Genomic DNA, 22,122 nt, shown 5'->3' on the forward strand with positions numbered 1-22,122 from the left:
TTGATCATTGAATTTCCAAAAGTGCTATGATAAATAAAGACGTTAATATCCTTTTAGTAGAAGATGACTACCTGGATATTATGAATGTAGAACGCGAACTTAAGAAAATAGGCATTACACACCCGACCCATGTAGCCCGCAATGGCCGTGAGGCACTAGATATGCTGCGCGGGACTGGTGTGCCCAAAATATCCCCTGCCCCTAGTGTCATCTTGCTCGATATCAACATGCCACGCATGAACGGGCTGGAATTCCTGGCCGAACTGCGCCATGAGCCGGAGTTCAGTCACATCCCGGTTTTCATTATGACTACCTCAAACGAAGAGACGGATCGTATGGCTGCCCAAAAGCTGAATGTGGCAGGCTACATCGTCAAGCCGATGAGCTTCGACAACTTTGAGACCAGCCAGTCCTCTCTAGACAACTTTACCCTGTTCCTCGACCTGATAAAGCTTAAATAAGCCTTAAAGCTCTTTATCGGGGAACAACAGCAATTGCTCTTCTGACAGCAACCTGAAAGACAGACGGTGATGTTGCGTAGTTCCAAACTGCGCAATGCCATTGCGGTGCTCTTTGGTGGGGTATCCCGCGTTTCGCTCCCAGCCATATGCGCTGTGTTCTTTTGCAAGCGCACACATCAGCTCGTCGCGGTGCGTTTTGGCCAGCACCGAAGCCGCCGCAATAGACAGGTATTTCCCATCCCCCTTTACAATACAGGTATGGCGCAGGCCTTCGTATACCTTAAATCTGTTCCCGTCCACCACAAGGTACTCTGGTTCCAGCCCCAGCCCCTGTATAGCCCGATGCATCGCCAGGTAAGTTGCCTGCAGGATGTTGATCTGGTCAATTTCAATGGGACTAGCCTCTCCAATGGCCCAAGCGATCGCATCACGCACTATATCCACACGTAGCTGCAGCCGTTGCTTGTGACTCAGTTGCTTTGAGTCGTTCAGCAGGGTGTGGCTATAGTCTGGCGGCAATATAACAGCAGCAGCTACCACGGGGCCCGCCAGGCAGCCGCGGCCGGCCTCGTCTATACCTGCCTCAAAGGTATAGCCACTGTAGTTAGGTAGAAGAGCCATGGTGTATAGAGATGATTGTGGTGCAAAAATAAAATAAAAAGCCCTGTCAACTTACGCTGACAGGGCTTTTTAAATTTAGACTAGCCGGTAGGCTTAGTATCCAGGGTTCTGCTGATCAGCTAACACAGGGTTAGTAGTAGTCTCAGAGGTTGGTATTGGCCACAAGAAGCGGTCGTCCGCATAAGGTATAGCAGGGATGCTCTTGAACAAATCAGGTCTTAGTTCATTGCTAGCTGCTTTCCAGTCTTCTGTAGTTACAGCGCCGTAAGCTACTTTAGCAGGTACACCCGTTACACCGAACTCACCCTCCTTCGCAGTTCTGTGAATATCCTTCCAGCGTAGACCTTCTGCCAAGAACTCAATTCTGCGCTCATTCATAATGGCCTGAAGCAGATCATTGGCGTTGCTGATATTCAGATAAGCAGCGGGTGCACCACCTGTCACGTACGTCTCAGACGTTGCTCTGCCTCTTACGCTATTCAAAAGTGCCAGAGCCTTGTCAGTAACTCCTTCTGTCCGCGCAATTGCTTCTGACAGATTCAAGAGTACTTCTGCATACCGGATAATAGGCGTGTTATCGGACCAGCCAGATAAGTCCCTATACTTGGTAGTATACTTCTCGCCATCATAGAAGTCACCAGCCAGCGTAGTTCTTCTTAGGTCTTCTACAGGCCAGAAAGGCTTGTTCCAGATAACAGGGCTAATGGCAACTAGTCCACGATTTGCTCCAGAGTACATTACAGGCAAAGCAGCGTTTGTACCTGGGTTGTCATCTGTGGAGTTCAGGATAGAGAATATGGATTCACTGTTTCCTTTGTTACCCGCAAATGGACCTTCCGGTGCAGCCGTCAGCGCAAAACCGCCGATTGGGCTAGTGAATGGACCGGAACCTGAAACAATCTTTTCTGCTTCTGTTTTTACACCATTCCAGTCTCTCATGTGCAGTTTCACCCTTGTCTTAAGAGCAATAGCCGCACCTTTTGAGGCTCTGGTGAGTTGTGAAACAGTTATGTTCTGCTCAGCGAAGTCAAGATCTTCTAACAGCATGGCATAGCTTTCTTTCACGGTGTTTCTTCCCTGAGCTTTGGCTTCGTCCACACTTGCCGGGTCGTTGATAGCCATTCTGCGGTAAGGCACACCTAAATGAGAAGCATCTCCTGTCTCGTTATAAGGTCTTGCAAAGTTCACCAGCAGTTCGTGGTGTGCCAATGCACGCAGGAATCTTGACTCTCCTTCATAAGAATTCGCCTGTTCCTGTGTGATTACGCCTGCTTCAGCAGCCGTCTTCACACCATCTATCATTATGTTGGCTTTGTTAATAAGGCCGTATAATGATTCCCACATAGCCACATTGTTAAGTGTGGTGGTTGCGTTGAAGGTACCCTCATATGTAAAGGCATAGAAAGCAGCAACGTTCAGCATATCCTCACCTCGCATGTCTCCCTGGGCAGTTGATGCGGCTCCAAATGGATACCCGCGTTGGCCACCTGGATAGAAACCTGTCTGTGCAGCATCATACACACCCAGCATAGCAAGCTGAATTCTCTCAGGGTCTTGGAATGCGCTTTCTTCTGTAATCCGGTCTTTTGGAAGCAATTCTATTGTTTCCTTTTCGCAGGAGGTCATCATAACTGCCAGCGCAAGTGCAGGAGCCATTAATGCCAGCCTCAATCTATTTTTAAGAAAATTTTTATTTTCCATTGTATCAATAATTTAATATTAATTAAAATCCTAGGTTCAGGCCTACAGAAACAACTCGCTGCTGCGGGTTACCATTAAAGTCAACACCAGTAGAAGTAAATACCTCTGGGTCTAGACCTTTGTAACCAGTGATTGTGAATGCATTCTGAAGCTGTGCATACATTCTCAGGCGCTGAACATTAATTTTGCCAGAGAGAGATGAAGGCAGTGTGTAACCGATGGCTACGTTGCTCAGTTTCAAGAAGTCGCCATCCTCAACAAAACGGGTGGAAGTCTGACCATCGTTGTTTGCGGCTGTGCCTCTACCTTGGTATAGCTTCGGAGTTACGCCATCACCTGGCTTATCCGGGCTCTGCCATCTTCCAAGGATCTCAGTACCGTTGTTCTCAAATGTTTGGTTCAACAGGTCCTGACGTGTACGGTTCATGATCTTGTTACCACCAGAGAAGCGGAAGAACACGTTCATGTCAAAGTTGCCATACTTGAAGTTGTTGTCGAAACCGCCGAACCACTTAGGCAGAGCGCTTCCTAACACCACTTTGTCAGCAGTACCCAGCGTTGAAGCCTTTGAGATATCGGTTGGGTTAGCTGGGTCGTATACCTTGTAGCCAGATTGTCCTATCTGAAGGCTTGCCTGAACCAAGCTACCATCAGCTTTTCTGTAGATTGGGTTACCGTTTGCAACGTTCACACCTTCATAGATGTAACCAAAGAGAGAGTTGAAAGACTCACCTTCTCTGTGGATGGTATAGTCAAATATCTGATCCTGGTTATCTACAAGAGCTGTTATCTTGTTGTTCTGGGTAGAGAAGTTCACGTTGGCATTCCAAGAGAAATTGGATTTCTCAAGTACTGCACCGCTCAAAGACACTTCGATACCATCGTTCTTCATTGTACCGATGTTTCTGTAGATCAGGTTTCCTGGCAGACCCAGTGAAGGAGGTGTTGGAGCACCTAGCACCATGTCCTTATTATTCTTCTGCCAGTAAGCAACTTCCATGTTTAGGCGGCCGTTGAACAGACCGAAGTCAGCACCGAAATCGATGATTTCTTGTGTTTCCCACTTCAGGTCACCATTACCAGTGTTGCTGAATGCTATACCACTCAGGCCACCGTAAGGGCGAGGAGCGAAAGAGCCAAGATAAGGATAGTCACCACCTACTATACCAGAGTTACCTACCTCTGCATAGCTACCTCTTATTCTGAAGTCAGTAATAACGCTCAGAGCGCTAGAGTTTTTGAAGAATTCTTCTTCAGACACACGCCATGCGGCAGAAACACCTGGGAAGTAACCCCAACGGTTGTCAGGAGAAAGCTTAGAAAGACCGTCTGCTCTAAGTGAACCACCCACATAGTATTTTCCTTTGTAGTTATAGTTCACACGTCCAAGGTAAGAAGAAAGACCACTTCCACCGATACCACCAGCAATTTCCTGGTTAGCCATTGTTCCAGTCACAAGGTTCTCTCTGAAAAGGCGATCAGAAATACCTGAGCCGAAGGCGTTGAAGAAAGAGGTATTTGTTTTGTTGTATTCTGCTACGGCTGTCACATCAATGTTGTGTACATCATTGAATGACTTGTTATAAGACAGAATGTTCTGCCAGTTCCAGGTAGTGTAAGGAGAATAAATTTGGTCAATGTAACCATTTAAGCCTCTACCATCGCCATGGCGTGGGTCCATATAACCATAGTCATCCTGCAGCGAAAGGTCAACACCTAAAGCAGTTCTGAAGTTAAGGCCAGTCAAAATCTTGAAGTCCAGGAAGGCGTTACCGCTAGCACGGTAAGTCGTAGACCTACGAATATTGTTGTCCAAGCTAAAAAGGATGTTCGGCGTATTGTTATTGATGTGGATAAGGTTTGCTCCTCTTCCCAAAGCAGCCGGGTTGTTATCATCCAGGTTATACCCTGTAGGGTCATTTGGATCATATGCTCCTACGTTCGGCAACATACGGATCACTGCAAAAGTATTACCACTCAAGCTATTAGAACCTGTTGACACACCATTGTTTCGCTGATAAGAAAAACCGGAATTCAAGCCAAATGTGAGTCGGTCAGATATTTTCTGATCCAGGTTGGCACGTAAGGTATAGCGTTTCAAATCGTTCGCTACAGCTATACCTTCCTGATCTGTGTAACCCAAAGAGAAGTAGTACTTACTTTTCTCTGTGCCTGCAGAGGCAGAAATAGTATGGCTCTGTTGGAAACCTGTTCTGTAAACAAGGTCGTTCCAGTCCGTGTTGGTGCCATTAGCATCCATAAATGCCTGCGGTTTGTTGCCCGCATTGGTATACTTCTCATTGGCAATCTCAACAAACTGCTCAGCATTCAGAAGGTCATGTACCTTGATAGGGTTGGACCAGCCAGTGTACATATCATAGTTCACCTTCATTTGGCCCTGCTTTCCTTTTTTGGTTGTCACCAAAATAACACCGTTAGAGGCACGTGAGCCATAAATCGCTGTAGCGGCACCATCCTTCAGGATTTCGAATGACTCGATATCGTTCGGGTTGATGTCAGCAAGCGCATTAGAAGAGGCATAAGCACCTACGTTGCCTGTCAGCACGGGAATACCGTCGATTACAACAAGCGGTGAATTGCTACCAGAGATAGAGTTTGTACCGCGGATACGGATCACAGGAGGAGCTCCCAGAATACCTGATGGCTGCTGTACAACAACACCAGACGCACGACCTGCCAATTGCTGGTCAAAGCTTGGAGTTGCCAGATTGGCAATCTCTTCACCTTTCACCTGCGCAATGGAACTCGTAACGTCCTTCTTAAGCTGTGTACCGTAACCAACCACTACAACTTCATCAAGTTGTCTCTGGTCGATCTCTAACGTCACATTGATAGAAGCAGAAGTTCCTATCGAACGCTCAGCCGTTTTGTAACCGAGGAAACGGAACACAAGCGTGTTTCCGTCTGCCGGCACACTAATAGAATAAGTACCGTCTGCACCGGTCGCTGTGCCGGAGCTAGTGCCCTTTACAAGCACTGCCACACCAGGAAGGCCTTGGCCAGTCGACTGGTCTGTCACAGTACCCGTAACAGTTCTGCCCTGCGCCACTGCCTGCTGAAGCAGGGCGAACACCAGCGCAAAACTCAATAGTAGTAGTTTTTTCATTGGTTTGTTAATTGAGTTGAAAGATAAATAGTAGTTAAGATTTAAGGTTTAAGAAATAAGATTTACAATAAGCTCAGTTGGAATGCCAGCAAGTATAAAGAGAGCTTCTATACGGCCTTCTTATAACCGAATCACAGTATCCATGCCAGCAAGTGAATAGGAATAAAAGAAGCCTATTTAGCATTTAAATAAACTTTTTACACTATTTGATTGCTCCAAACTAAGCATATTTTTCCAATATATACAAAACTGCAAATTAAAATTCTTCGTAGCTATCTTCGTATTTTTCAGGTATTTACACCTTTATCTTGTGTTATTACAAATTCAGCCATACCTCAAACTACTTTTTTCAAGTCGTAAACATCTGAAAATCAAAATACTTAAGATAAAGTGATTAAAACACTCGCCAGTATAGTACCAAAACCATTAAAGCATCTTAAATCTCAGTTTTCATAAGTTACTCTAACCCAATGTTATAACACACACCAGTTATTCTACTAAAGAGACCCTCTCCTGCCAGGGAGACTTTGATTCAGACAAGCAGAGTGCAATTTACATGCATCGGACGCGCCAGGCTGTATTTCTTTAGGTCACCAATAAGCCTATTCTATACATCTGACCTTTCAAAGCGCGCGACCAGAAATCTCACCCAACTATACCTTCTCATAAGGGTGCAGCATGTTATTCTATAAGTGAAAAGTATGTGCACTATAATTTCTTCTGCCTTCCAGAGCTGTCCCGCTATTATTGAGTCCCACCCATTTGCAACAATCACAGCTATACTCATTTATAATTAAAAAATATAAATATACAAATACCAATAACTTTATATAACAACATATTTTTTTAGTTAAAATACTATTAATCAACCTCTAAATGAAATTTAACACGTATAATGTTATAACTAAGCAATATAACTTTAGCATTAAACAATAGATACATTAACATATTTAGTGCTGAAGTTTTGATCTAACTGAATAGCATCTGCTCCGAAAATGCTCTTCTAACTACCCCACCAGTAAGTGCTCTACCGCATGGCACTTTTCCAAACTGATTTAACACACTTTATGAAGCCAAAAAACATTTTGGAAACATGAACAAACTACTACTAGTAAGTTTTATTCTGATTCTAGCCCTTTTTCAGCCGGGTATGGCCCAGACTAGAGCAGTTACGGGTACCGTAACAGATCAGGAAACAGGGCAGGGACTGCCCGGCGTTGCCGTACTGGTGCAAGGCACCAGCGTCGGTACCGCTACAGGAGCCAACGGCGAATACTCCATCAATGTACCGGCAAGCTCTAACACGCTTGCTTTCCGCTTTATTGGCTACACCACCGTCACGCGTGAAATCGGCAACGAATCAACCATCAATGTAACCTTAAGCGTGGACACCCGGCAGCTGCAGGAAGTGGTGGTAACTGCTGTAGGTATAGAGCGAACCGAGCGATCACTGGGATATGCCGTGCAGAACGTGGAAGGCGATCAGCTATCCCAGCGTTCCGAACCAAACGTGGTCAACGCCCTGCAGGGCAAGGTCGCGGGTGTGGAGATCATCTCCTCGAGCGGTCTGCCCGGTGCGGGTACACAGGTGTTCATCAGGGGTATTTCCTCCGCGACCGGCAACAACCAGCCGCTGTTTGTGGTCGACGGTATCCCGATCGATAACTCTACCAACTTTACTTCCGCCCCTACTGTGGGTGGCGCCGCCTATTCTAACCGCGGCCTTGACATCAACCCGAACGACATCGAATCGATGACCGTGCTGAAAGGGCCTGCCGCGGCGGCGCTCTACGGATCCAGAGCGGCAAACGGAGCCATCATCATCACTACCAAGAAAGGGATGGCTGGTGATGCCAACAAGAAGTTTGAGGTAACGGTTACTTCCTCGTTCAACCTGCAGAACGTGTATGGCTTGCCAGAGTACCAGAACGACTATGGCCAGGGCACTAACTTCCGCTACAGCCCGAACGTGACCGATAGCTGGGGTCCAAGGTTTGGCACGCCAGGTATAACCACTGTACCTAACGTTGCCGGCAACCCACAGGAGACACTGGAGTACAGAGCATACCCGGACAATGTTGAAGACTTTTTCGAGACAGGCACCATCTTTGACAATGGCCTGCAGCTAGCCGGTGCGGGTGCTAACACCAGGTATATCTTCAGTGCCAACAGCACCAACCAGTCCGGTATTATTCCGAACAGCGGCCTTGACCGCTTCTCGCTTCGTGCTGCCGGTACAGCGGAGTTATCGTATGGTATCTCGCTCGATGCCTCTATCATCTATGCTAATACGGAGCAGGAGGGCTCTTTGCAGGGTAACTCTGGGACAAGCCCCTGGTTTACGCTGCCTTTCACACCCAGAAGTTTTGACGTCAACAATGTGCCGTACAAGATAGGTCCCGGCCAGCAGGCCCCCACCCTGTTCACACAGCTTGCCCGCGACAACCCACGGTGGAGCGTGAACGAGAACTTCTATGAAAGCGAGGTGAACAGAACCATCACCAGTGCCACTGTCAACTGGAAGCCTCAGTTCTTTCAGGACCTGACTTTTACTTACCGCATCGGTCTGGACCAGTACTCAGACAGACGCCGCGAGGCAATAGCCTATGGTTCGATCAACTCAAACGGAAATACGGCCCTCAACCGTCAGGGCTCCCAGATCTACGATGACATCTTCTACCGTCAGTTTAACCAGGATATATTCGGTGTTTATACCAAAGACCTGAACGAGGATATCAGCCTGCGATTCCTGGTGGGTAACCAGATCAACACCATTAATACAGATAACCGGAACATCAGAGCGGAGGACCTGATCACACCGGAGTTTTATAACCTGCTGAACCACATCAATACCAAAGTCTTCACCACGAACACCGAGACGCAGCGAAGATTGGTTGGCGTCTACTCACAGCTCGGTCTGTCCTACCGAAACTGGCTGTTCCTGGAGTTGCAGGGCCGCAATGACTGGTCATCGACACTGGCGCTTGACAACAACAGCTACTTTTATCCTGCCGCCAGTGTGGGCTTCGTGTTCACAGATGCCTTCGATATTGCCAACCCCATTCTCAGCTATGGTAAGCTAAGGGCCAGCTACGCCCGCGTTGGTAACGATGCCGGCATTTACCTGACCAACACGGTGTTTGTAAACCAGGCCTTCGGCAACAACGTGGCAGGGATCAGTTTCCCATTCAATGGTACGGTGGCGGCAGTATCACGCGGCAACAGGCGGGGTAATCCGGACTTGAAGCCTGAATTCACTACCTCCTATGAGGCAGGCGTTGAATTGGGCCTGTTTGACGGAAGAGCTTCGTTTGATGTGAACTACTTCTTCAACAAGACCACCGAACAGATCTTTAATGTGGACGTGCCGGGTTCAACAGGCTTTACCACCTTTACTCAGAACGCAGGTGAGATACAGAACAAAGGCTGGGAGGTAACGGCTACCGGTACACCGTTTACTTTCGAGGGCGGCTTCCGTTGGGATGTCAACGTGAACTTCACAGACATTCAGTCTAAAGTGGTATCACTGGCACCCGGACTTAACCAATTCACTCTCCTGACCGGTGCCGGAACGGGCGCCTTCACCGGCCTCAGCCCGGTACTTATACCTGGCCAGCCTTTCGGAATAATTCAGTCGTCTGCCTTCCTGCGTGATGAGCAGGGCCGTTTTATCATAAACGAGAACACAGGGGTGCCGGTGGTGGACCAGAACCCACGCATTATTGCTGATCCGAACGCGGACTGGTGGGGAAGCCTGGGCAACACGTTCAGTTTTAAAGGGTTTAACCTGAATGTGCTGCTGCAGTATGTGCATGGTGGCGACTTCTACTCCCGCCAAACGCAGATTTCCCGCCTGCGCGGTGTACTCGAAGAACAAACAGACCGTGAGCGCCCCTACCTGTTTGAGGGCGTTGTCCTGAATGCAGACGGTACTTCCAGACCAAACACCACGCAGATCTCTGCTCAGGAATACTGGGTGGCGCTGAACGCGGCGAACGAATTCGCTGTGTTTGACGCATCAGTGTTCAGGGTGCGGGAAGTAAGCCTGGGATACGAACTGCCTTCCGAGATACTGGAGCGTACCCCGTTTGGAGCTGCCAGCATCTCTGTCTCCGGCCGTAACCTCTTCTTCTATGCACCTAACCTGCCACATGCCGACCCAGAGTCAAACCAGCTCGGCGGCAACACCAGGGGCTTTGAGTTTAACTCTCCTCCCACGGTTAGGAATTACGGTGTAAACCTTCGTTTCACATTCTAAATCTAGACACCAAAACATATGAAAAAGATAACTGTAATTAAAGGGGTGGTGTTGGCATTTATGATGGCGATCGCCGGCGCCTGCGACGATTACCTGGATGTGAACGTGAGCCCGAACAACCTGCCGAACGCCTCAGTGCAGAGCCTGCTCCCAGGAACACAGATAGGCACGGGCTTCTTTGTGGGGAACACCGTCCAGATCATTACTTCGCTCTGGATGCAGCAAATGGCTGGCACGGGCACCCAGACAGACCCATACGACCGGTATAATGTCTCTCCGGAAAACAATGAGTGGAACGCCATTTATGCCACGCTGCTGGATGACCTGGAGCAGATCGTGCAGCAGGGGCGTGAGGAGGGGAACTTCCATTACGCAGGTATGGCCCGTATCCAACAGGCCTATGTATACCTTGTGGCTACAGACCTGTGGGGCGATATACCTTTTTCGCAGGCATTGAACATCCAGGAATTCCCCAAACCGGTCTACGACCCGCAGGAACAGGTATACGCCGGGGTGGTGCAGTTGCTGGACGAGGGGCTGGCCGACCTGGACAAGACCACTGTTACGGCTGCCTCAGTCGGGGATCAGATTTATGGTGGCGACCTGGCCAAATGGCGAAAGGCTGCCAATTCGATCAAGCTGAAACTGTACCTGCAGAGCCGCAAGACGAACCCGAATTCGGCAAGCGCCATTACACAGCTGGTAAACGAAGGGAACCTGATCTCTTCCAACGATGATAATTTCAATATCAGATATTTTTCAACATCCGGCTCGTTCAACCCGATCTACATGTACCAGCACCAGACGCGCATCAACGACATGATTCTGAGCCAGCGCTTCTACGACTCACTCTCTGCCCTGAACGACCCAAGGCTGCCCGTGTTCTTCACCCAGACCAATGGCAACTATGTCACCTACGACAATGGTGCATTTACTTCAGTACCCTTTTCGAGCCCCAACAGGTCACGCTGGGGGGTGTATGTGGTCGGTAACGGCACACAGCTTGCGAACGGCACCATCGAGAATGGGGGGGCTGCCCCTATGCGCCTCATCACCCTGACCATGGTGAACTTCTGGCTTGCCGAGGCAGCTCTTACGCTCGGCACTCCCGGTGATCCGGCTGAGTACTTCAGGCAGGCGCTCCAGGCTCAGTTTGACGACATCAGAACCTTTGTGAGTGCTGGCGGCAGCTTGCCGGCCAACTTCGAGGCTGACGCGACGGCTTACATCAACAGGCGGGTGGCCGCTTTTGAGGCGGCCGGCTCCACGGAGGCCAAGCTGAACATCCTCATCCGGGATAAATGGGCCTCTTCGGTCGGAAACGCCTATGAGGCCTATAACGACTACAGACGCACCGGATACCCGAGACTCGAACTTGCCCAGAACCCACAGGTAGGCATCAACAGAATCCCTGTCCGCTGGCCTTATGCACTGGGAGAGATTCAGGGTAACGCGGAGAACGTGCCGCTGCAGGATTATCCTGCGGGCTTACTGGTACCCGTTTGGTGGATGGGTGAATAGTGTATTTGACTTTAAAGCGATTTAAAAATGAAAATCAAGAACTTAACAGTTAAGTACACGGCTCTGGTCACCCTGTGCTTGACACTGATCGGTTGCGAAAAAGACGATTTTGACGGCCTGCTCAACACCGATCCGGTGCCTGAAGCTGCCATTACCTTTCCACAGTCCGTCGGGCCCAATGGCCAGCCGCTGCTCGACGAAGGCGCCTTCATCATTTATCAGAATGCGATTGCCAATGGCGGTATATCCGTGGATGTCAGGGTGCCGGAAGGCAAGCAGATTAGCGCCGTTTCGGTGGCCGCCCAGCGGTTCCGTAACGGCGCTGCAACCCAACCCAACCTCAGCCCCACCCTGCCAACAGGCACCGCGAATGTGGATCGGGTGAAACGGGCTCCGTCGGTTGTCATCACCAGAAACACGGCGCCGAACGTTGCCGTCAACCAGGCGGTAACACCCGGAAGTACCGTTACCTTTACAATACCAGCCAATGCTATACCTGACGTACTGTCTAACACCACGATTGTACAGCCGGATGGCACGCTGGCTCCAGGCCCTCCGCTGGGCCCTCTGCAGGTGAATGACGTGATCCGGATGTTCTTTCGGGTAACGATAGAGGGAATAGAACACCGTGCCATGGAGGTACGTGTTATCGTTACGGGGTAGGCTTTTCGATTTCTCATGGCACAAAAGAGGCTTCCTCTTCAGGAAGCCTCTTTTACTTTAAATGCAGCGGCACTAGGCTTGCATCAGGAACGCTTTGATGTATTCATCCAGGTCACCGTCCAGCACATTCTGCACATCCGACCGCTCTACGCCCGTACGGATGTCTTTCACGAGTTTGTAGGGGTGCAGCACGTAGTTGCGGATCTGTGAGCCAAAGTCGATGCGTTTCTTAGTGCTCTCCACCCGGTCACGCTCCTCATTGCGCTTGTCAATCTCTATTTGGTAGAGGCGTGAGCGGAGCATGCGCAGGGCGTGCTCTTTGTTCATGAGCTGCGATCGCTCGATCTGGCACTCGATCACGATACCGGTTGGCTTGTGTTTTAATCGCACGGCCGTCTCTACTTTGTTCACGTTCTGACCACCGGCTCCACCTGATCGGAAGGTGTCCCACTCAATATCGCTTGGGTTCACCTCGATATGAATGGTATCGTCCACCACCGGGTAGGCGAATACGGAGGCAAAAGAGGTATGGCGGCGGCCACCTGAGTCAAAGGGCGAGATACGAACCAGTCGGTGTACTCCAATCTCTGATTTTAAGTAACCGTAAGCAAAGTCTCCGGTAATCTCCAGTGTGGCTGATTTTATACCTGCGCCATCGCCGGGGTTGTAGTATACCTCTCTCACGCCAAAATTATGTGACTCGGCCCACATAATGTACATGCGCATCAGCATCTCGGCCCAGTCCTGGCTCTCGGTACCGCCCGCGCCCGGGTTGATCTCCAGGATAGCGCTCAACTGGTCTTCCTCGCCACTGAGCATGCGCTTGAACTCCAGCCCTTCGATGGCCTGCTCCGTTTTTTTCGCCTCCTCTTTTATGTCTTCTTCCGACACATCGCCTTCCTTGTGGAAGTCAAAGAGCACTTCCAGGTCAGACAGCGACTTTTCTACCTCTTCGTAGTGGTCTGTCCATACCTTCAGCAATTTCACTTCTTTGAGCACTTTCTCGGCTCCCTTCGGGTCGTCCCAAAAGTCAGGCGCCAGGGTCTGTTTCTCGGTCTCCGCTATCTGCTCTTTCTTGGCATCGTAGTCAAAGATACCTCCTCAAGGCTGCAACGCGAGCCTTTAATTCCTTCATTTGTTCTGAAGTCATGCTTTCTGTTATTTATTGAACGCTAAAATGCTGGATTGCAAGCCCTATACGCTCTCAATCCAGCATTCACTCATACTTTATTGCTATAGGCGGATCTTATAGATCCAGTTATGCGCATCGGGTGCCTGGCCGGTCTTGATACGATCCAGTTCGGTTGCGATGCTGCTGGATAGCTGGCGACCTTCTATTGCCGGCAGATCCATGTCTTCGCCATTGTAATGGATAGTGGCGATCTGGGCGATGGTAGCGGCTGTTCCCGTACCGAAAGCTTCCTGCAGCTTGCCGGCTTTGTGCGCCTCTACAATCTCGCTCACGGTCACCTTTCGCTCCTCTACAGGTATACCCTTGTCGCGGGCAATTTGCAGTACGCTGCCGCGCGTGATGCCAGACAAAATAGTCGTGCTCACGGCAGGCGTCACCAATTTGCCATCGATCACAAACATCACGTTCATCGTACCCGACTCCTCGATGTACTTGTGCTCGCGCGCGTCGGTCCAGATAAGCTGGTGGTAGCCGCGCTCCTGCATTTTGCGGGCAGGGTATAGCGCAGCGCCGTAGTTTCCGGCGGCCTTGGCAAAACCGGCACCGCCTTCGGCAGAGCGCACATAGCTTGGCTCAATGGCCACACGCAGCGGCTGCCCATAATAGGCTCCTACCGGGCAGCTGAACACCATGAAGCGGTAAGTTGAGGATGGGCGCACCCCGATAAAGTCGTCTGTGGCAAAGATGAAGGGGCGAATGTACAGGGCGCAACCCGGTGTTGGCGGTACCCAGGCGGCATCCAGACGCAACAGCTGTTCCAGGCCCTGCATGAAGATCTCCTCAGGCAGCTCAGGTATGCACATGCGGTCTCCGGAGATGTTCAGACGCTTGAAATTATCGAGTGGCCTGAAAAGCAGGATGTCACCTTCAGCGTCCCTGTAGGCTTTCATCCCTTCAAAGATGGCCTGCCCGTAGTGGAGGGCTGAGGTGGCCGGGCTAAGCGACATGTTGCCGTAAGGCACGATTTCGGGATTCTGCCAGGCGCCGTCTTTGTAATCGGCTACCAGCATGTGGTCGGCAAATATTTTCCCGAACTCAATATTGTTAAAGTCTGCCTCCGCGATACGGCTCTGCGAAACCGTTTGAGTAGGTATAGTTAGGGTATCAACTGACATAAATAAAGGGAATTATTAGTTGGACAATGCAATCAGACGCGCGGCCTCCAGACGATTTCCTCAGCCTGTAACTCATACGTCATTTTCCGGCAAAGAGCGAACAGATAATCCGACAGTCGGTTGAGGTACACGATAACCAGATCGTCCACCGGCGATTCTTCCTGGAGGCGGATGGCCAGTCGCTCGGCGCGGCGGCAAACGCAGCGGGCCAGATGCCCGAATGAAACCGACTGATGACCGCCCGGAAGCACAAACGAGCGCAATGGAGGCACTTCGGCTGTCATCTTGTCAATTTCCTGCTCCAGCAGGGTTACGTCCTCGGGATGGAGGTCTGGCGTCACCATTTTGGTGTTCTTGTCGGGGTCGGTGGCCAGCGTGGAGCCGATGGTGAAGAGGCGGTCCTGTATCTCTTTCAGGATCTCAGCCCGGCTTTTGTTCACTCCTTGGTCACGTACCAGCCCGATGTAAGAATTAAGTTCGTCTACGGTGCCGTAGGCTTCTATGCGTAAGTGTGACTTAGCTACACGGGTGCCTCCTATGAGAGAAGTGGTGCCTTTGTCGCCTGTCTTGGTGTATATTTTCATGTGCTTTGCGCTGCGTTCATGTTCGCATGCGAAGTAACGTCCTGGTTCATCTCGTCTGTTTCTACTAATCCGTCGCGGAGGCGCACGATGCGGTGGGCGTATTTGGCGATGTCCTCTTCGTGAGTTACCATGATGATGGTATTGCCTTTGGCGTGCAGGTTCTCGAACAGCTCCATGATCTCGTAAGAGGTTTTGGTATCAAGGTTACCGGTCGGTTCGTCGGCCAGGATAATGCTTGGGTTGTTGATCAGCGCGCGGGCAATGGCCACACGCTGGCGCTGGCCACCTGACAGTTCGTTTGGCTTGTGCTTGCCACGGTTACCCAGGCCTACACTCTCGAGCGCTTTCTGCGCTTTTTCTTCACGCGTCGATTTGTTATACCCGGCATAGATCAGCGGCAGGGCCACGTTTTCGAGAGAGCTCTGGCGCGGCAGCAGGTTAAAGGTCTGGAACACGAAGCCGATCTCCTTGTTGCGCACCTCCGCCAGTTCATTGTCCGTCATGTTGCTCACATCGTTGCCGTTCAGGACGTACTGGCCTCCTGTGGGGGTATCCAGACAGCCGATGATATTCATGAGCGTTGACTTTCCGGAGCCGGAAGGCCCCATAAATGCCACATACTCTCCCCGCTCGATCCTGATGGACACAGACTTGAGTGCATGAATGGTTTCGCTACCCATGCGGTATACCTTCGAAATATCGTGTGTCTCGATGATGGTGCTCATAGAACCTGTTTTAGAGTTGCCATTGGTCCGCCTCTGCCTCTTTCGCTCGGCGCTGTTTATCAAATTTCTCTTTAAAAGTACTATATTCCGAAGCAGGAAGCAAGCTGCGTAACGAAACAAGCGCCTCGTCTGCATAATTGACAAGCCCCCTGTTCAGGCTCTCCAGCGCATAGGCTTTGTGCAGGCTGACAGAGTACGGATTATAGGTGATGCCGTCCAGCAGGATGTCGTAGGCCTGCATTTCGCCGGGGCTATACTTGGCAAAGAATGCGGCGGCATTCTCCACCACATTTTCATCGAACAGCAACATTTTCAGTGCCTGGCTATACCTTTCGGCGGCTTCACGGTCACGGCCTTTTATTTCGGCTATTTTGGCCCGGAAGTACAGTTTGTGCCGTTTGTCCTTCGGGGTCAGGTATAGGTTGTCCATCCGCTTCACCAGCACATCCTGGTTTTTGGTATTGAGCCACAGGCGCATTTGCTGCAAGTTGAGCCTGGAGCGGAGCTCTCCTTCCGGCTGCAGTTCAGCGGCAGCCTCCTTTATGGCTTCGTTGGCCAGTTTCCACTGCCTTCTTCCCATATAGTAATCTACTTTAGCCACCAATGCCTCGCGGCGTAGGTCTTTTTCCCGCACACTCTTCACGATGCGGTCCACATCGGCGGGCAACAGGTCGGGCAGGTAGGCGATCAGATACTGCACCTTGTCGCGGTCCGGGGCTTTTGTGATGATGGCGGACGGCGCCTGTTCCAGCACCCCCTCCAGCGACTGCGCCACTGCAACCGCCGACTCCAGCTCTGTAAAGGCTACATCGCCGAGCGCTACCACCGCCTCATCAGACTGGTGATTGAGAGCCAGCGCGTAGCCATGCGACAGGAAAGCCTGCGTAAAGCCCCTGTCTTTGGCCTCTTTGAAATAATGGGCGGCGGCACCGTAGTTTTCCTCCTCCATCATCCAGTGCCCCAGGGCATTGTAGTAGTAGCCGCTGCGTTCGCCTGCGGCCAGTGCCAGGTTCTCCACCACGCTGCGCGCCTCTTTCGGCCTGCCGTCGTAATGGTGCACAAGTCCTTTCAGGTATAGCAGGTCTTCCATAAAGAGCCTGTTTTCCTGCGAGGCCAGGTAGCGGTTGATAGGTTTCAACAGCGAGGTATCGCCTTTGTTTACACTGGAAATGGTTTTGTTGTAGAACAGGGTCAGATCCTCTACCTGCTCCAGCGAGTCTGTTACAAAATCATCTTCCTTGATATCGGAAGTACGCCCCAATAACTGATTAAGGGCCGCCATGTTGCTGCGCAGCGGCTTGTATTTGGTGGAGCGGATTTCGGTGAGTAGTTCCTTGGCCTCTTCGGGCATGGCCTGGCGGGTATAGTAGGCCATCCGGTTGCTGCGAACCAGGTCCTGGTTTTCTGCGTGCCGCTGTGCCAGGTCAAAGTAGTAGGCTACGCTGTCGTGCACGCTGGTCTGTGCGTATAGCAGGGCCAGGTTGTTGTAGATTTCCCCGTTTTTCGGAAAGGCCTCCGCTCCCTGCTGCAGCACATACAGCTTTTCGAAGAAGTACTGCTTGCGGTCGTACAGGTTGGCCAAACGGATATAGAGCTTCGGGTTCGGGTTCCGCTCCAGTGCCTCCTGCAGCGTTAAAATCTCTTTGTTGCGCTCGTTCTGCGCACGGTACATAGCCGCCAGGCTAAAGCTCGCTTTCGTGTTGTGGTTATCAAACAGATCGCTCTCTCTGTAGAAACGCTCTGCCAGTATATCGTTTTCAGAACCCTTGTACAGGTCGCCGATGTAACTGTAGTAGCCGGCGTATGCATTGAAATAGACCCTGAACTGTGTGCGCATCACCAGGATGGCCAGCAGAATGGCTCCCATCGTGTAGATGGTGTACACCGGCAGCCGCTTGGGTTGGTATACTACCTTGTACACAGCCAGCCGCTGCTTGATCAATCCCCCGAAGTTCACCATCACATACAGGAAAAAGAAGGCTCCAAAGGCCAGGTGGGTGTAGACGATCAGGTTATGGAAGACGGAAATAGCGGAATCGTTGGCGGTGGCATAGGCGTAGCCAATGCTCAGGAAAGTGATGGTGGCAAACACCAGGTAGACGATGGCACCAGTTGGCTTGAAAGGGAAAAGCCTGCCGTACAGGGTTTCGCGCTGGCGCATGCCCCAAAAACCGGCAATTGCCGAGAACAGCAGGATAACGAAGGCATTGATGTAAAAGAAATCCCCTTTCACATAGCCGACGTGGCGCAGGTATAGCAGCACCAGGTTCACCAGGTACAGCACGCTCACCAGCGCAAACTGCCATACGCTGAAACGACGCTCCGGCTTAGCGGCCTGTGTGTTGATCCAGAGCAGGGCGTTGATGTTTTCGTAGCCGACCCAGGTCATAAAAAGCAGGGAAGCCACCATGAGCGCCAGCGAGCTGTAATTGGCCAGATGCAAGGTGGTTATTAGCGGCGAAAAGTCGGATTCCGAGTAAATGAAGGCCCCCAGCAAACTGATCAGCGCAATCATCGCCATGATCCGCACTGTAAAGGGTACCTGCTGGTAAAATGCCTGAAAAGCATAGGTGGCCAGGGCAAAAAGCACGATCGATACGAGCAGTGTGGTCTGACCGGTGCTGTTGCCGATCACGCCGAGCAGATCCAGGTTGAAAGAGGCCAGCAGCATCATGAGCAGCAGCATACCCGCAAAGTAAGGGATGCGCTTCATGGTGGTGATCGCCGCGGCATAGAAGGCCAGGCAAAGGGCCAGTAACAGCATCAGCGCCACTGCAGCGAGTTTATTGAGGACGGGCATCGCCACATCGTACTGCTCTGTAAGCAGGTAGCCGTCGGCATATAGGGTGAAGGACTCCAACAGCCGCGAAAACTCGTGCACCGGCACCTGCACCACCTGCAGTTCGGGCAGCTTATCCCAGGCCAGGAAATTGCTCTCGCCGGTGAAGTAATGGTATACCCCCAGCATGAGTGCCAGCACAGCCACGATCAGCAAAAACAGAAAGGGATACCTGGTGTCCGCATCCCAACTGTTCCAAAACTTGATTTTGTTCATAGACAAACCGACAGACTATTCGAGCACTTTCGGCACTCTGAAATAATCGGAGTCTTTTCTTGGTGCGTTTTTCAGCGCTTCGTCGTGCGATACGGTATTCTGCGCCAGGTCTTCGCGCATCACGTTCACTTCCTCTGACATGTGGATGAGGGGCTCTACGTTTTCGGTGTCGAGTTCGCGGAGTTGGTCTACCCAGTTCAGGATCTTGTTCAGGTCCTGCAGCATCTCCTGCTCTTTCTCCTCATTAAACTCCAGTCGGGCCAGGTGCGCGATCTTTCTAATGGTTTGTATATCGGTTGACATCTATTGGGTTATGTTTCTTAAGTTCTTCTTGAATGATATTGAATACTTTTTCTTTCAGGGCAGGCAGGTCCTGCAGCGTCATGCCTTTTGTCTCAATCGGCTCGTGTATAATGATCTTGAGCGGGTGCCAGCGTACTTTCAGTTTGCCATCCAGATCGGGCAGAAACTTGTGGTTATAGGGCATAGTGACCGGCACCACCGGCAACTGTTTTTCAATGGCTAGTCTGAATGGCCCGTCTTTAAAAGCCAGCAACTCCTCGCCGGCCGTAGACGGTATAGTGCCCTCCGGAAAGATCACTAGGTTGCGACCCTGCTCCAGCGTCCGCACGGACTGTATGTAGCTCTTGGCACTGCTAATGGCGCTCTTGCGGTCTACGGCAATGTATAGCTTTTCGTATACCTTGCCCCAAAGCGGAATTTTGGTGAGCGAGCTCTTGCCTACAAAGTTAATAAAGCCCGGGACGGCATGCAGCAACAGCGGAATATCGAGGTATGAGCTGTGGTTCGGCGTGAAAATATACTGCTTGTTGCGGTCGAAGCGCATGCGCCACTCCACCTGAAGCGGCGTCAGGAACATGCGCAGGGCCGATGAGGACCAGAAGCGGTTGATGCCATGCACGTGCGGGTACCAGCGCTGCTTGCGGATAAGCACTGCCTGAAATGGATACGTGACCACAAATGGCATCATAAACCAGGTGACACACCAGGTTGTATAAATGCGATGGGACAGGTATTTAAGCGCTTTCATGCCTTCAAATGTAAGAATAATCCACCAGTTATCAATCAGAGGCGCTCGTCAGACATGCTTTATCCGTTTACTTTTCCTGTTGTAGCAAAATAGCCGCTTTGAGTATACCTGCCACGCTGATGGCGTCAGTAATTTCGTTGTCCATAACCATGCGCACGGCCTCTTCAAAGGCCACGCGCCGAATGTGAATCACCTCTGTTTCTTCAAAAGCGGTTTCGCCGGGCTTTAGTTCCTGCGCCAGGAAAACGAAGCCCTCTTCATCGGTCACAGAATTAGAGGTATGCAAGCGGGCAATATTGGTCCACTTTTCAGCTGTAAAACCGGTTTCCTCCTGCAGTTCGCGCTTCGCCGACTCCAGTATGTCATTCTCGATCAAGCCGCCGCCCATCGGAATTTCCCAGCTGTACACGTTGAGGGGATAGCGGTACTGTCCCACCAAGTAGGTATAGCCTTCGTCATCAACAGGTATAATACCGATGGCTTTGTTCTTCATGCTCACCACACCGTAGATGCCTTCGCCACCATTGGGGTTGAGCACCTGGTCTTCGCGCACTTTTATCCAGGGGTTCTGGTAAATCTCTTTGCTGGACAGGGTAGTCCAGGGGTTGTGTTTTTCGTCAATCATCATGCTATTTCCTTCTGGCGATCATCTCTATCTCTACCTGCGCGCCCAGCGGGAGCGAAGCCACTCCGATGGTGGTGCGGGCTGGGTATGGCGAGGCAAATTTAGTCGCGTATACCTTGTTCATCGCTTCAAAATTAGCCATGTCGGTCAGGAAGACGTTTACTTTTACCACATCAGCGGGCGTTAAACCCGCTGAAGCCAGCACCTGAAACAAGTTTTGGAAGCACTGCTCGGTTTGCGCGGCGATGTCGCCCTGCACCAGCTTTCCGGTGCCGGAGTCAATGGGCGTCTGGCCGGACAGAAAAACCAGTTCTCCTGATTCCACTGCATGGGAATACGGGCCTACGGCTACCGCCCCCTCGGCGTTAAAAGCTTTTCTGGACATATGCTTGGCTTGTTTGAACGCTGATTTTAAACAAAGATAAGGTATAGGAAAATTTAATTTATAAACATTCAGTCCCCTTTACATAAAAGCCTGCAACAGCCAGGCTTTGAAAGCGCAGCTGTTGCAGGCCGAACAGGTATAGCAGTGTTTATATTATTGCTGCAGTTTAGCTCTGCCGGTATTCACCCTTTCCTCGAGCACGCGAACTGCATTTTCAGCCCGCTCAATGGCAGCTCTTCTTCCATCCAGTTCAGCATCTGACATCTTACCGGATTTCCTGTTTTTTTCCAGTTCGTCTTTTGCCTTCGCAATTCGGTCTCTTGCTTCTTTTACTTTGTTGTCTCCTTCATCAACTGTCGTAACAAGTTGGGCTTTTTTTTGCTCACCCGTCATGCGGGCTTCAGCCGCCCGGTTCTGCCCAAATTCACGGCCACTCATGTCGCCTTTGTCCTGGCCGTAAGCGTTGCCATTGTCCGAATCATCGGCTTGTTGCTGACCTTGTTTTCCTTGCTTCTGAGCACGGTCGCGCTGCTCTCTCTCCTGCTTTTCCTCACGCTTGTTGTCTTTCTGGTTACCCTTGTTGCCTTTGGTGTTCTGATTTTTCTCACGGGCCTCCTGCTCTTCGTTGGATTCAGCCGTTTGCTTGTTGGCGTTGCCTTTGCCTTGTTGCGCCACAGCCGATTCGGTAACGGCTATTGTCAGGCCAAGCGCAATGCCCAGTCCGATGGTTCTGATGATCTGCTTTTTCATGGGATGCTATTCGTTAAATTTCGTTCAACAAGGAGTCTACTTCGGCAGCAGCTTCTTCAATTTCAACTCTGGTATTATCTATTTCCGCACCGGCTGTATCGGCGGGTGCCGTATCGGCTTCGGGTTTGGTTACGGTTGTTTCTTCGGTGTCGGGCGTGCTGTTGCAGCCTGCAAGCAGAAAAGCGCCAAGGGCGAAGACGAGAAGGTGTTTTTTCATAAGTTCAGGGTTATTAAATGGTTTGTAAAAATGATGAGGTCGATGCTGCGATCAGGCAATATACATAATAC

18 protein-coding genes are annotated in these 22,122 nt (G+C 50.9%); 4 read left to right on the forward strand and 14 right to left on the reverse strand.

What is annotated here, in order from left to right; all coding sequences use genetic code 11:
* Positions 1–26: 26 nt before the first annotated feature.
* The gene (locus tag AC4QZR_RS01105; RefSeq protein ID WP_253400664.1) at positions 27–461 is read left to right on the forward strand and encodes a response regulator; all 435 of its coding nucleotides are present in this window, start codon (positions 27–29) and stop codon (positions 459–461) included.
* 3 nt (positions 462–464) lie between these two features.
* Here the strand turns inward: AC4QZR_RS01105 and rnhB are convergent, their stop codons facing one another.
* From rnhB to AC4QZR_RS01120, 3 genes are all read right to left on the reverse strand, one after another.
* Complete coding sequence (rnhB, locus tag AC4QZR_RS01110; protein ID WP_494479275.1) at positions 465–1,082, reverse strand: ribonuclease HII; 618 nt, start codon at positions 1,080–1,082, stop codon at positions 465–467.
* Positions 1,083–1,175: 93 nt separating this feature from the next.
* Complete coding sequence (locus AC4QZR_RS01115) at positions 1,176–2,783, reverse strand: RagB/SusD family nutrient uptake outer membrane protein (RefSeq protein WP_494479276.1); 1,608 nt, start codon at positions 2,781–2,783, stop codon at positions 1,176–1,178.
* 22 nt (positions 2,784–2,805) lie between these two features.
* Positions 2,806–5,910 (reverse strand): SusC/RagA family TonB-linked outer membrane protein, encoded by a 3,105-nt coding sequence (locus tag AC4QZR_RS01120; protein ID WP_494479277.1) that lies wholly within the window; start codon positions 5,908–5,910, stop codon positions 2,806–2,808.
* Positions 5,911–7,003: 1,093 nt separating this feature from the next.
* Here AC4QZR_RS01120 and AC4QZR_RS01125 point away from each other — a divergent pair.
* Genes AC4QZR_RS01125 through AC4QZR_RS01135 form a run of 3 tightly spaced genes read left to right on the forward strand, consistent with a single transcriptional unit; the run spans position 7,004 to position 12,352 of the window.
* A complete protein-coding gene (locus AC4QZR_RS01125; RefSeq protein ID WP_494479278.1) occupies positions 7,004–10,168 on the forward strand; it encodes a SusC/RagA family TonB-linked outer membrane protein in 3,165 nt (1,054 codons plus the stop codon).
* A gap of 18 nt (positions 10,169–10,186) precedes the next feature.
* The gene (locus AC4QZR_RS01130) at positions 10,187–11,689 is read left to right on the forward strand and encodes a SusD/RagB family nutrient-binding outer membrane lipoprotein (RefSeq protein WP_494479279.1); all 1,503 of its coding nucleotides are present in this window, start codon (positions 10,187–10,189) and stop codon (positions 11,687–11,689) included.
* A gap of 27 nt (positions 11,690–11,716) precedes the next feature.
* Positions 11,717–12,352 carry a hypothetical protein gene (locus AC4QZR_RS01135; RefSeq protein ID WP_494479280.1) on the forward strand — a complete coding sequence of 212 codons (636 nt, stop codon included), beginning with the start codon at positions 11,717–11,719 and terminating at the stop codon, positions 12,350–12,352.
* A 72-nt stretch (positions 12,353–12,424) separates the two neighbouring features.
* On the opposite strand, the gene prfB is transcribed toward AC4QZR_RS01135, so the two are convergent.
* The 11 genes from prfB to AC4QZR_RS01190 all read right to left on the reverse strand — a co-directional run bounded on the left by prfB (position 12,425) and on the right by AC4QZR_RS01190 (position 22,051).
* A protein-coding gene (gene prfB, locus AC4QZR_RS01140) for a peptide chain release factor 2 (RefSeq protein WP_494479281.1) occupies positions 12,425–13,502 on the reverse strand; the annotation gives its coding sequence in 2 pieces (ribosomal slippage) (positions 12,425–13,441 and positions 13,443–13,502; 1,077 coding nt in all).
* An 83-nt stretch (positions 13,503–13,585) separates the two neighbouring features.
* The gene (locus tag AC4QZR_RS01145) at positions 13,586–14,659 is read right to left on the reverse strand and encodes a branched-chain amino acid aminotransferase (RefSeq protein WP_494479282.1); all 1,074 of its coding nucleotides are present in this window, start codon (positions 14,657–14,659) and stop codon (positions 13,586–13,588) included.
* A gap of 32 nt (positions 14,660–14,691) precedes the next feature.
* Positions 14,692–15,243, reverse strand: a complete 552-nt coding sequence (locus AC4QZR_RS01150; RefSeq protein WP_494479283.1) for a cob(I)yrinic acid a,c-diamide adenosyltransferase — start codon at positions 15,241–15,243, stop codon at positions 14,692–14,694.
* A complete protein-coding gene (locus tag AC4QZR_RS01155) occupies positions 15,240–15,968 on the reverse strand; it encodes an ABC transporter ATP-binding protein (protein WP_494479284.1) in 729 nt (242 codons plus the stop codon). Before AC4QZR_RS01155 ends, AC4QZR_RS01150 begins: the two co-directional genes overlap by 4 nt.
* A 10-nt stretch (positions 15,969–15,978) precedes the next feature.
* Positions 15,979–19,023 (reverse strand): tetratricopeptide repeat protein, encoded by a 3,045-nt coding sequence (locus AC4QZR_RS01160; protein ID WP_494479285.1) that lies wholly within the window; start codon positions 19,021–19,023, stop codon positions 15,979–15,981.
* 15 nt (positions 19,024–19,038) lie between these two features.
* Positions 19,039–19,326, reverse strand: a complete 288-nt coding sequence (gene gatC / locus AC4QZR_RS01165) for an Asp-tRNA(Asn)/Glu-tRNA(Gln) amidotransferase subunit GatC (RefSeq protein ID WP_188501840.1) — start codon at positions 19,324–19,326, stop codon at positions 19,039–19,041.
* On the reverse strand, positions 19,301–20,074 hold the full coding sequence (locus tag AC4QZR_RS01170) for a lysophospholipid acyltransferase family protein (RefSeq protein WP_494479286.1): 774 nt from the start codon (positions 20,072–20,074) through the stop codon (positions 19,301–19,303). The genes gatC and AC4QZR_RS01170 overlap by 26 nt, the downstream gene beginning before the upstream one ends.
* A 67-nt stretch (positions 20,075–20,141) precedes the next feature.
* Positions 20,142–20,699 (reverse strand): NUDIX domain-containing protein, encoded by a 558-nt coding sequence (locus AC4QZR_RS01175; protein WP_494479785.1) that lies wholly within the window; start codon positions 20,697–20,699, stop codon positions 20,142–20,144.
* Positions 20,700–20,703: 4 nt separating this feature from the next.
* Entirely contained in the window at positions 20,704–21,084 is a 381-nt protein-coding gene (locus AC4QZR_RS01180; protein WP_494479287.1) for a RidA family protein, read from the reverse strand.
* 153 nt (positions 21,085–21,237) lie between these two features.
* Positions 21,238–21,834, reverse strand: coding sequence for a hypothetical protein (locus tag AC4QZR_RS01185; RefSeq protein ID WP_494479288.1), 597 nt, complete (start codon positions 21,832–21,834; stop codon positions 21,238–21,240).
* 13 nt (positions 21,835–21,847) lie between these two features.
* Positions 21,848–22,051, reverse strand: a complete 204-nt coding sequence (locus tag AC4QZR_RS01190; protein ID WP_494479289.1) for a hypothetical protein — start codon at positions 22,049–22,051, stop codon at positions 21,848–21,850.
* Positions 22,052–22,122: the final 71 nt, after the last annotated feature.

The sequence above is a fragment of the Pontibacter sp. YIM B11418 genome (assembly GCF_059278805.1).

Bases quoted from the DNA above. Each gene is read 5' to 3' on its own strand.
- AC4QZR_RS01125 (WP_494479278.1), top strand. From the start codon at position 7,004: ATGAACAAACTACTACTAGTAAGTTTTATTCTGATTCTAGCCCTTTTT.
- AC4QZR_RS01115 (WP_494479276.1), bottom strand. From the start codon at position 2,783: ATGGAAAATAAAAATTTTCTTAAAAATAGATTGAGGCTGGCATTAATG.
- AC4QZR_RS01170 (WP_494479286.1), bottom strand. From the start codon at position 20,074: ATGAAAGCGCTTAAATACCTGTCCCATCGCATTTATACAACCTGGTGT.
- gatC (WP_188501840.1), bottom strand. From the start codon at position 19,326: ATGTCAACCGATATACAAACCATTAGAAAGATCGCGCACCTGGCCCGA.
- AC4QZR_RS01180 (WP_494479287.1), bottom strand. From the start codon at position 21,084: ATGTCCAGAAAAGCTTTTAACGCCGAGGGGGCGGTAGCCGTAGGCCCG.
- AC4QZR_RS01150 (WP_494479283.1), bottom strand. From the start codon at position 15,243: ATGAAAATATACACCAAGACAGGCGACAAAGGCACCACTTCTCTCATA.
- AC4QZR_RS01105 (WP_253400664.1), top strand. From the start codon at position 27: ATGATAAATAAAGACGTTAATATCCTTTTAGTAGAAGATGACTACCTG.
- AC4QZR_RS01175 (WP_494479785.1), bottom strand. From the start codon at position 20,699: ATGATTGACGAAAAACACAACCCCTGGACTACCCTGTCCAGCAAAGAG.
- rnhB (WP_494479275.1), bottom strand. From the start codon at position 1,082: ATGGCTCTTCTACCTAACTACAGTGGCTATACCTTTGAGGCAGGTATA.
- AC4QZR_RS01155 (WP_494479284.1), bottom strand. From the start codon at position 15,968: ATGAGCACCATCATCGAGACACACGATATTTCGAAGGTATACCGCATG.
- AC4QZR_RS01130 (WP_494479279.1), top strand. From the start codon at position 10,187: ATGAAAAAGATAACTGTAATTAAAGGGGTGGTGTTGGCATTTATGATG.
- AC4QZR_RS01160 (WP_494479285.1), bottom strand. From the start codon at position 19,023: ATGAACAAAATCAAGTTTTGGAACAGTTGGGATGCGGACACCAGGTAT.
- AC4QZR_RS01185 (WP_494479288.1), bottom strand. From the start codon at position 21,834: ATGAAAAAGCAGATCATCAGAACCATCGGACTGGGCATTGCGCTTGGC.
- AC4QZR_RS01120 (WP_494479277.1), bottom strand. From the start codon at position 5,910: ATGAAAAAACTACTACTATTGAGTTTTGCGCTGGTGTTCGCCCTGCTT.
- AC4QZR_RS01145 (WP_494479282.1), bottom strand. From the start codon at position 14,659: ATGTCAGTTGATACCCTAACTATACCTACTCAAACGGTTTCGCAGAGC.
- AC4QZR_RS01135 (WP_494479280.1), top strand. From the start codon at position 11,717: ATGAAAATCAAGAACTTAACAGTTAAGTACACGGCTCTGGTCACCCTG.
- AC4QZR_RS01190 (WP_494479289.1), bottom strand. From the start codon at position 22,051: ATGAAAAAACACCTTCTCGTCTTCGCCCTTGGCGCTTTTCTGCTTGCA.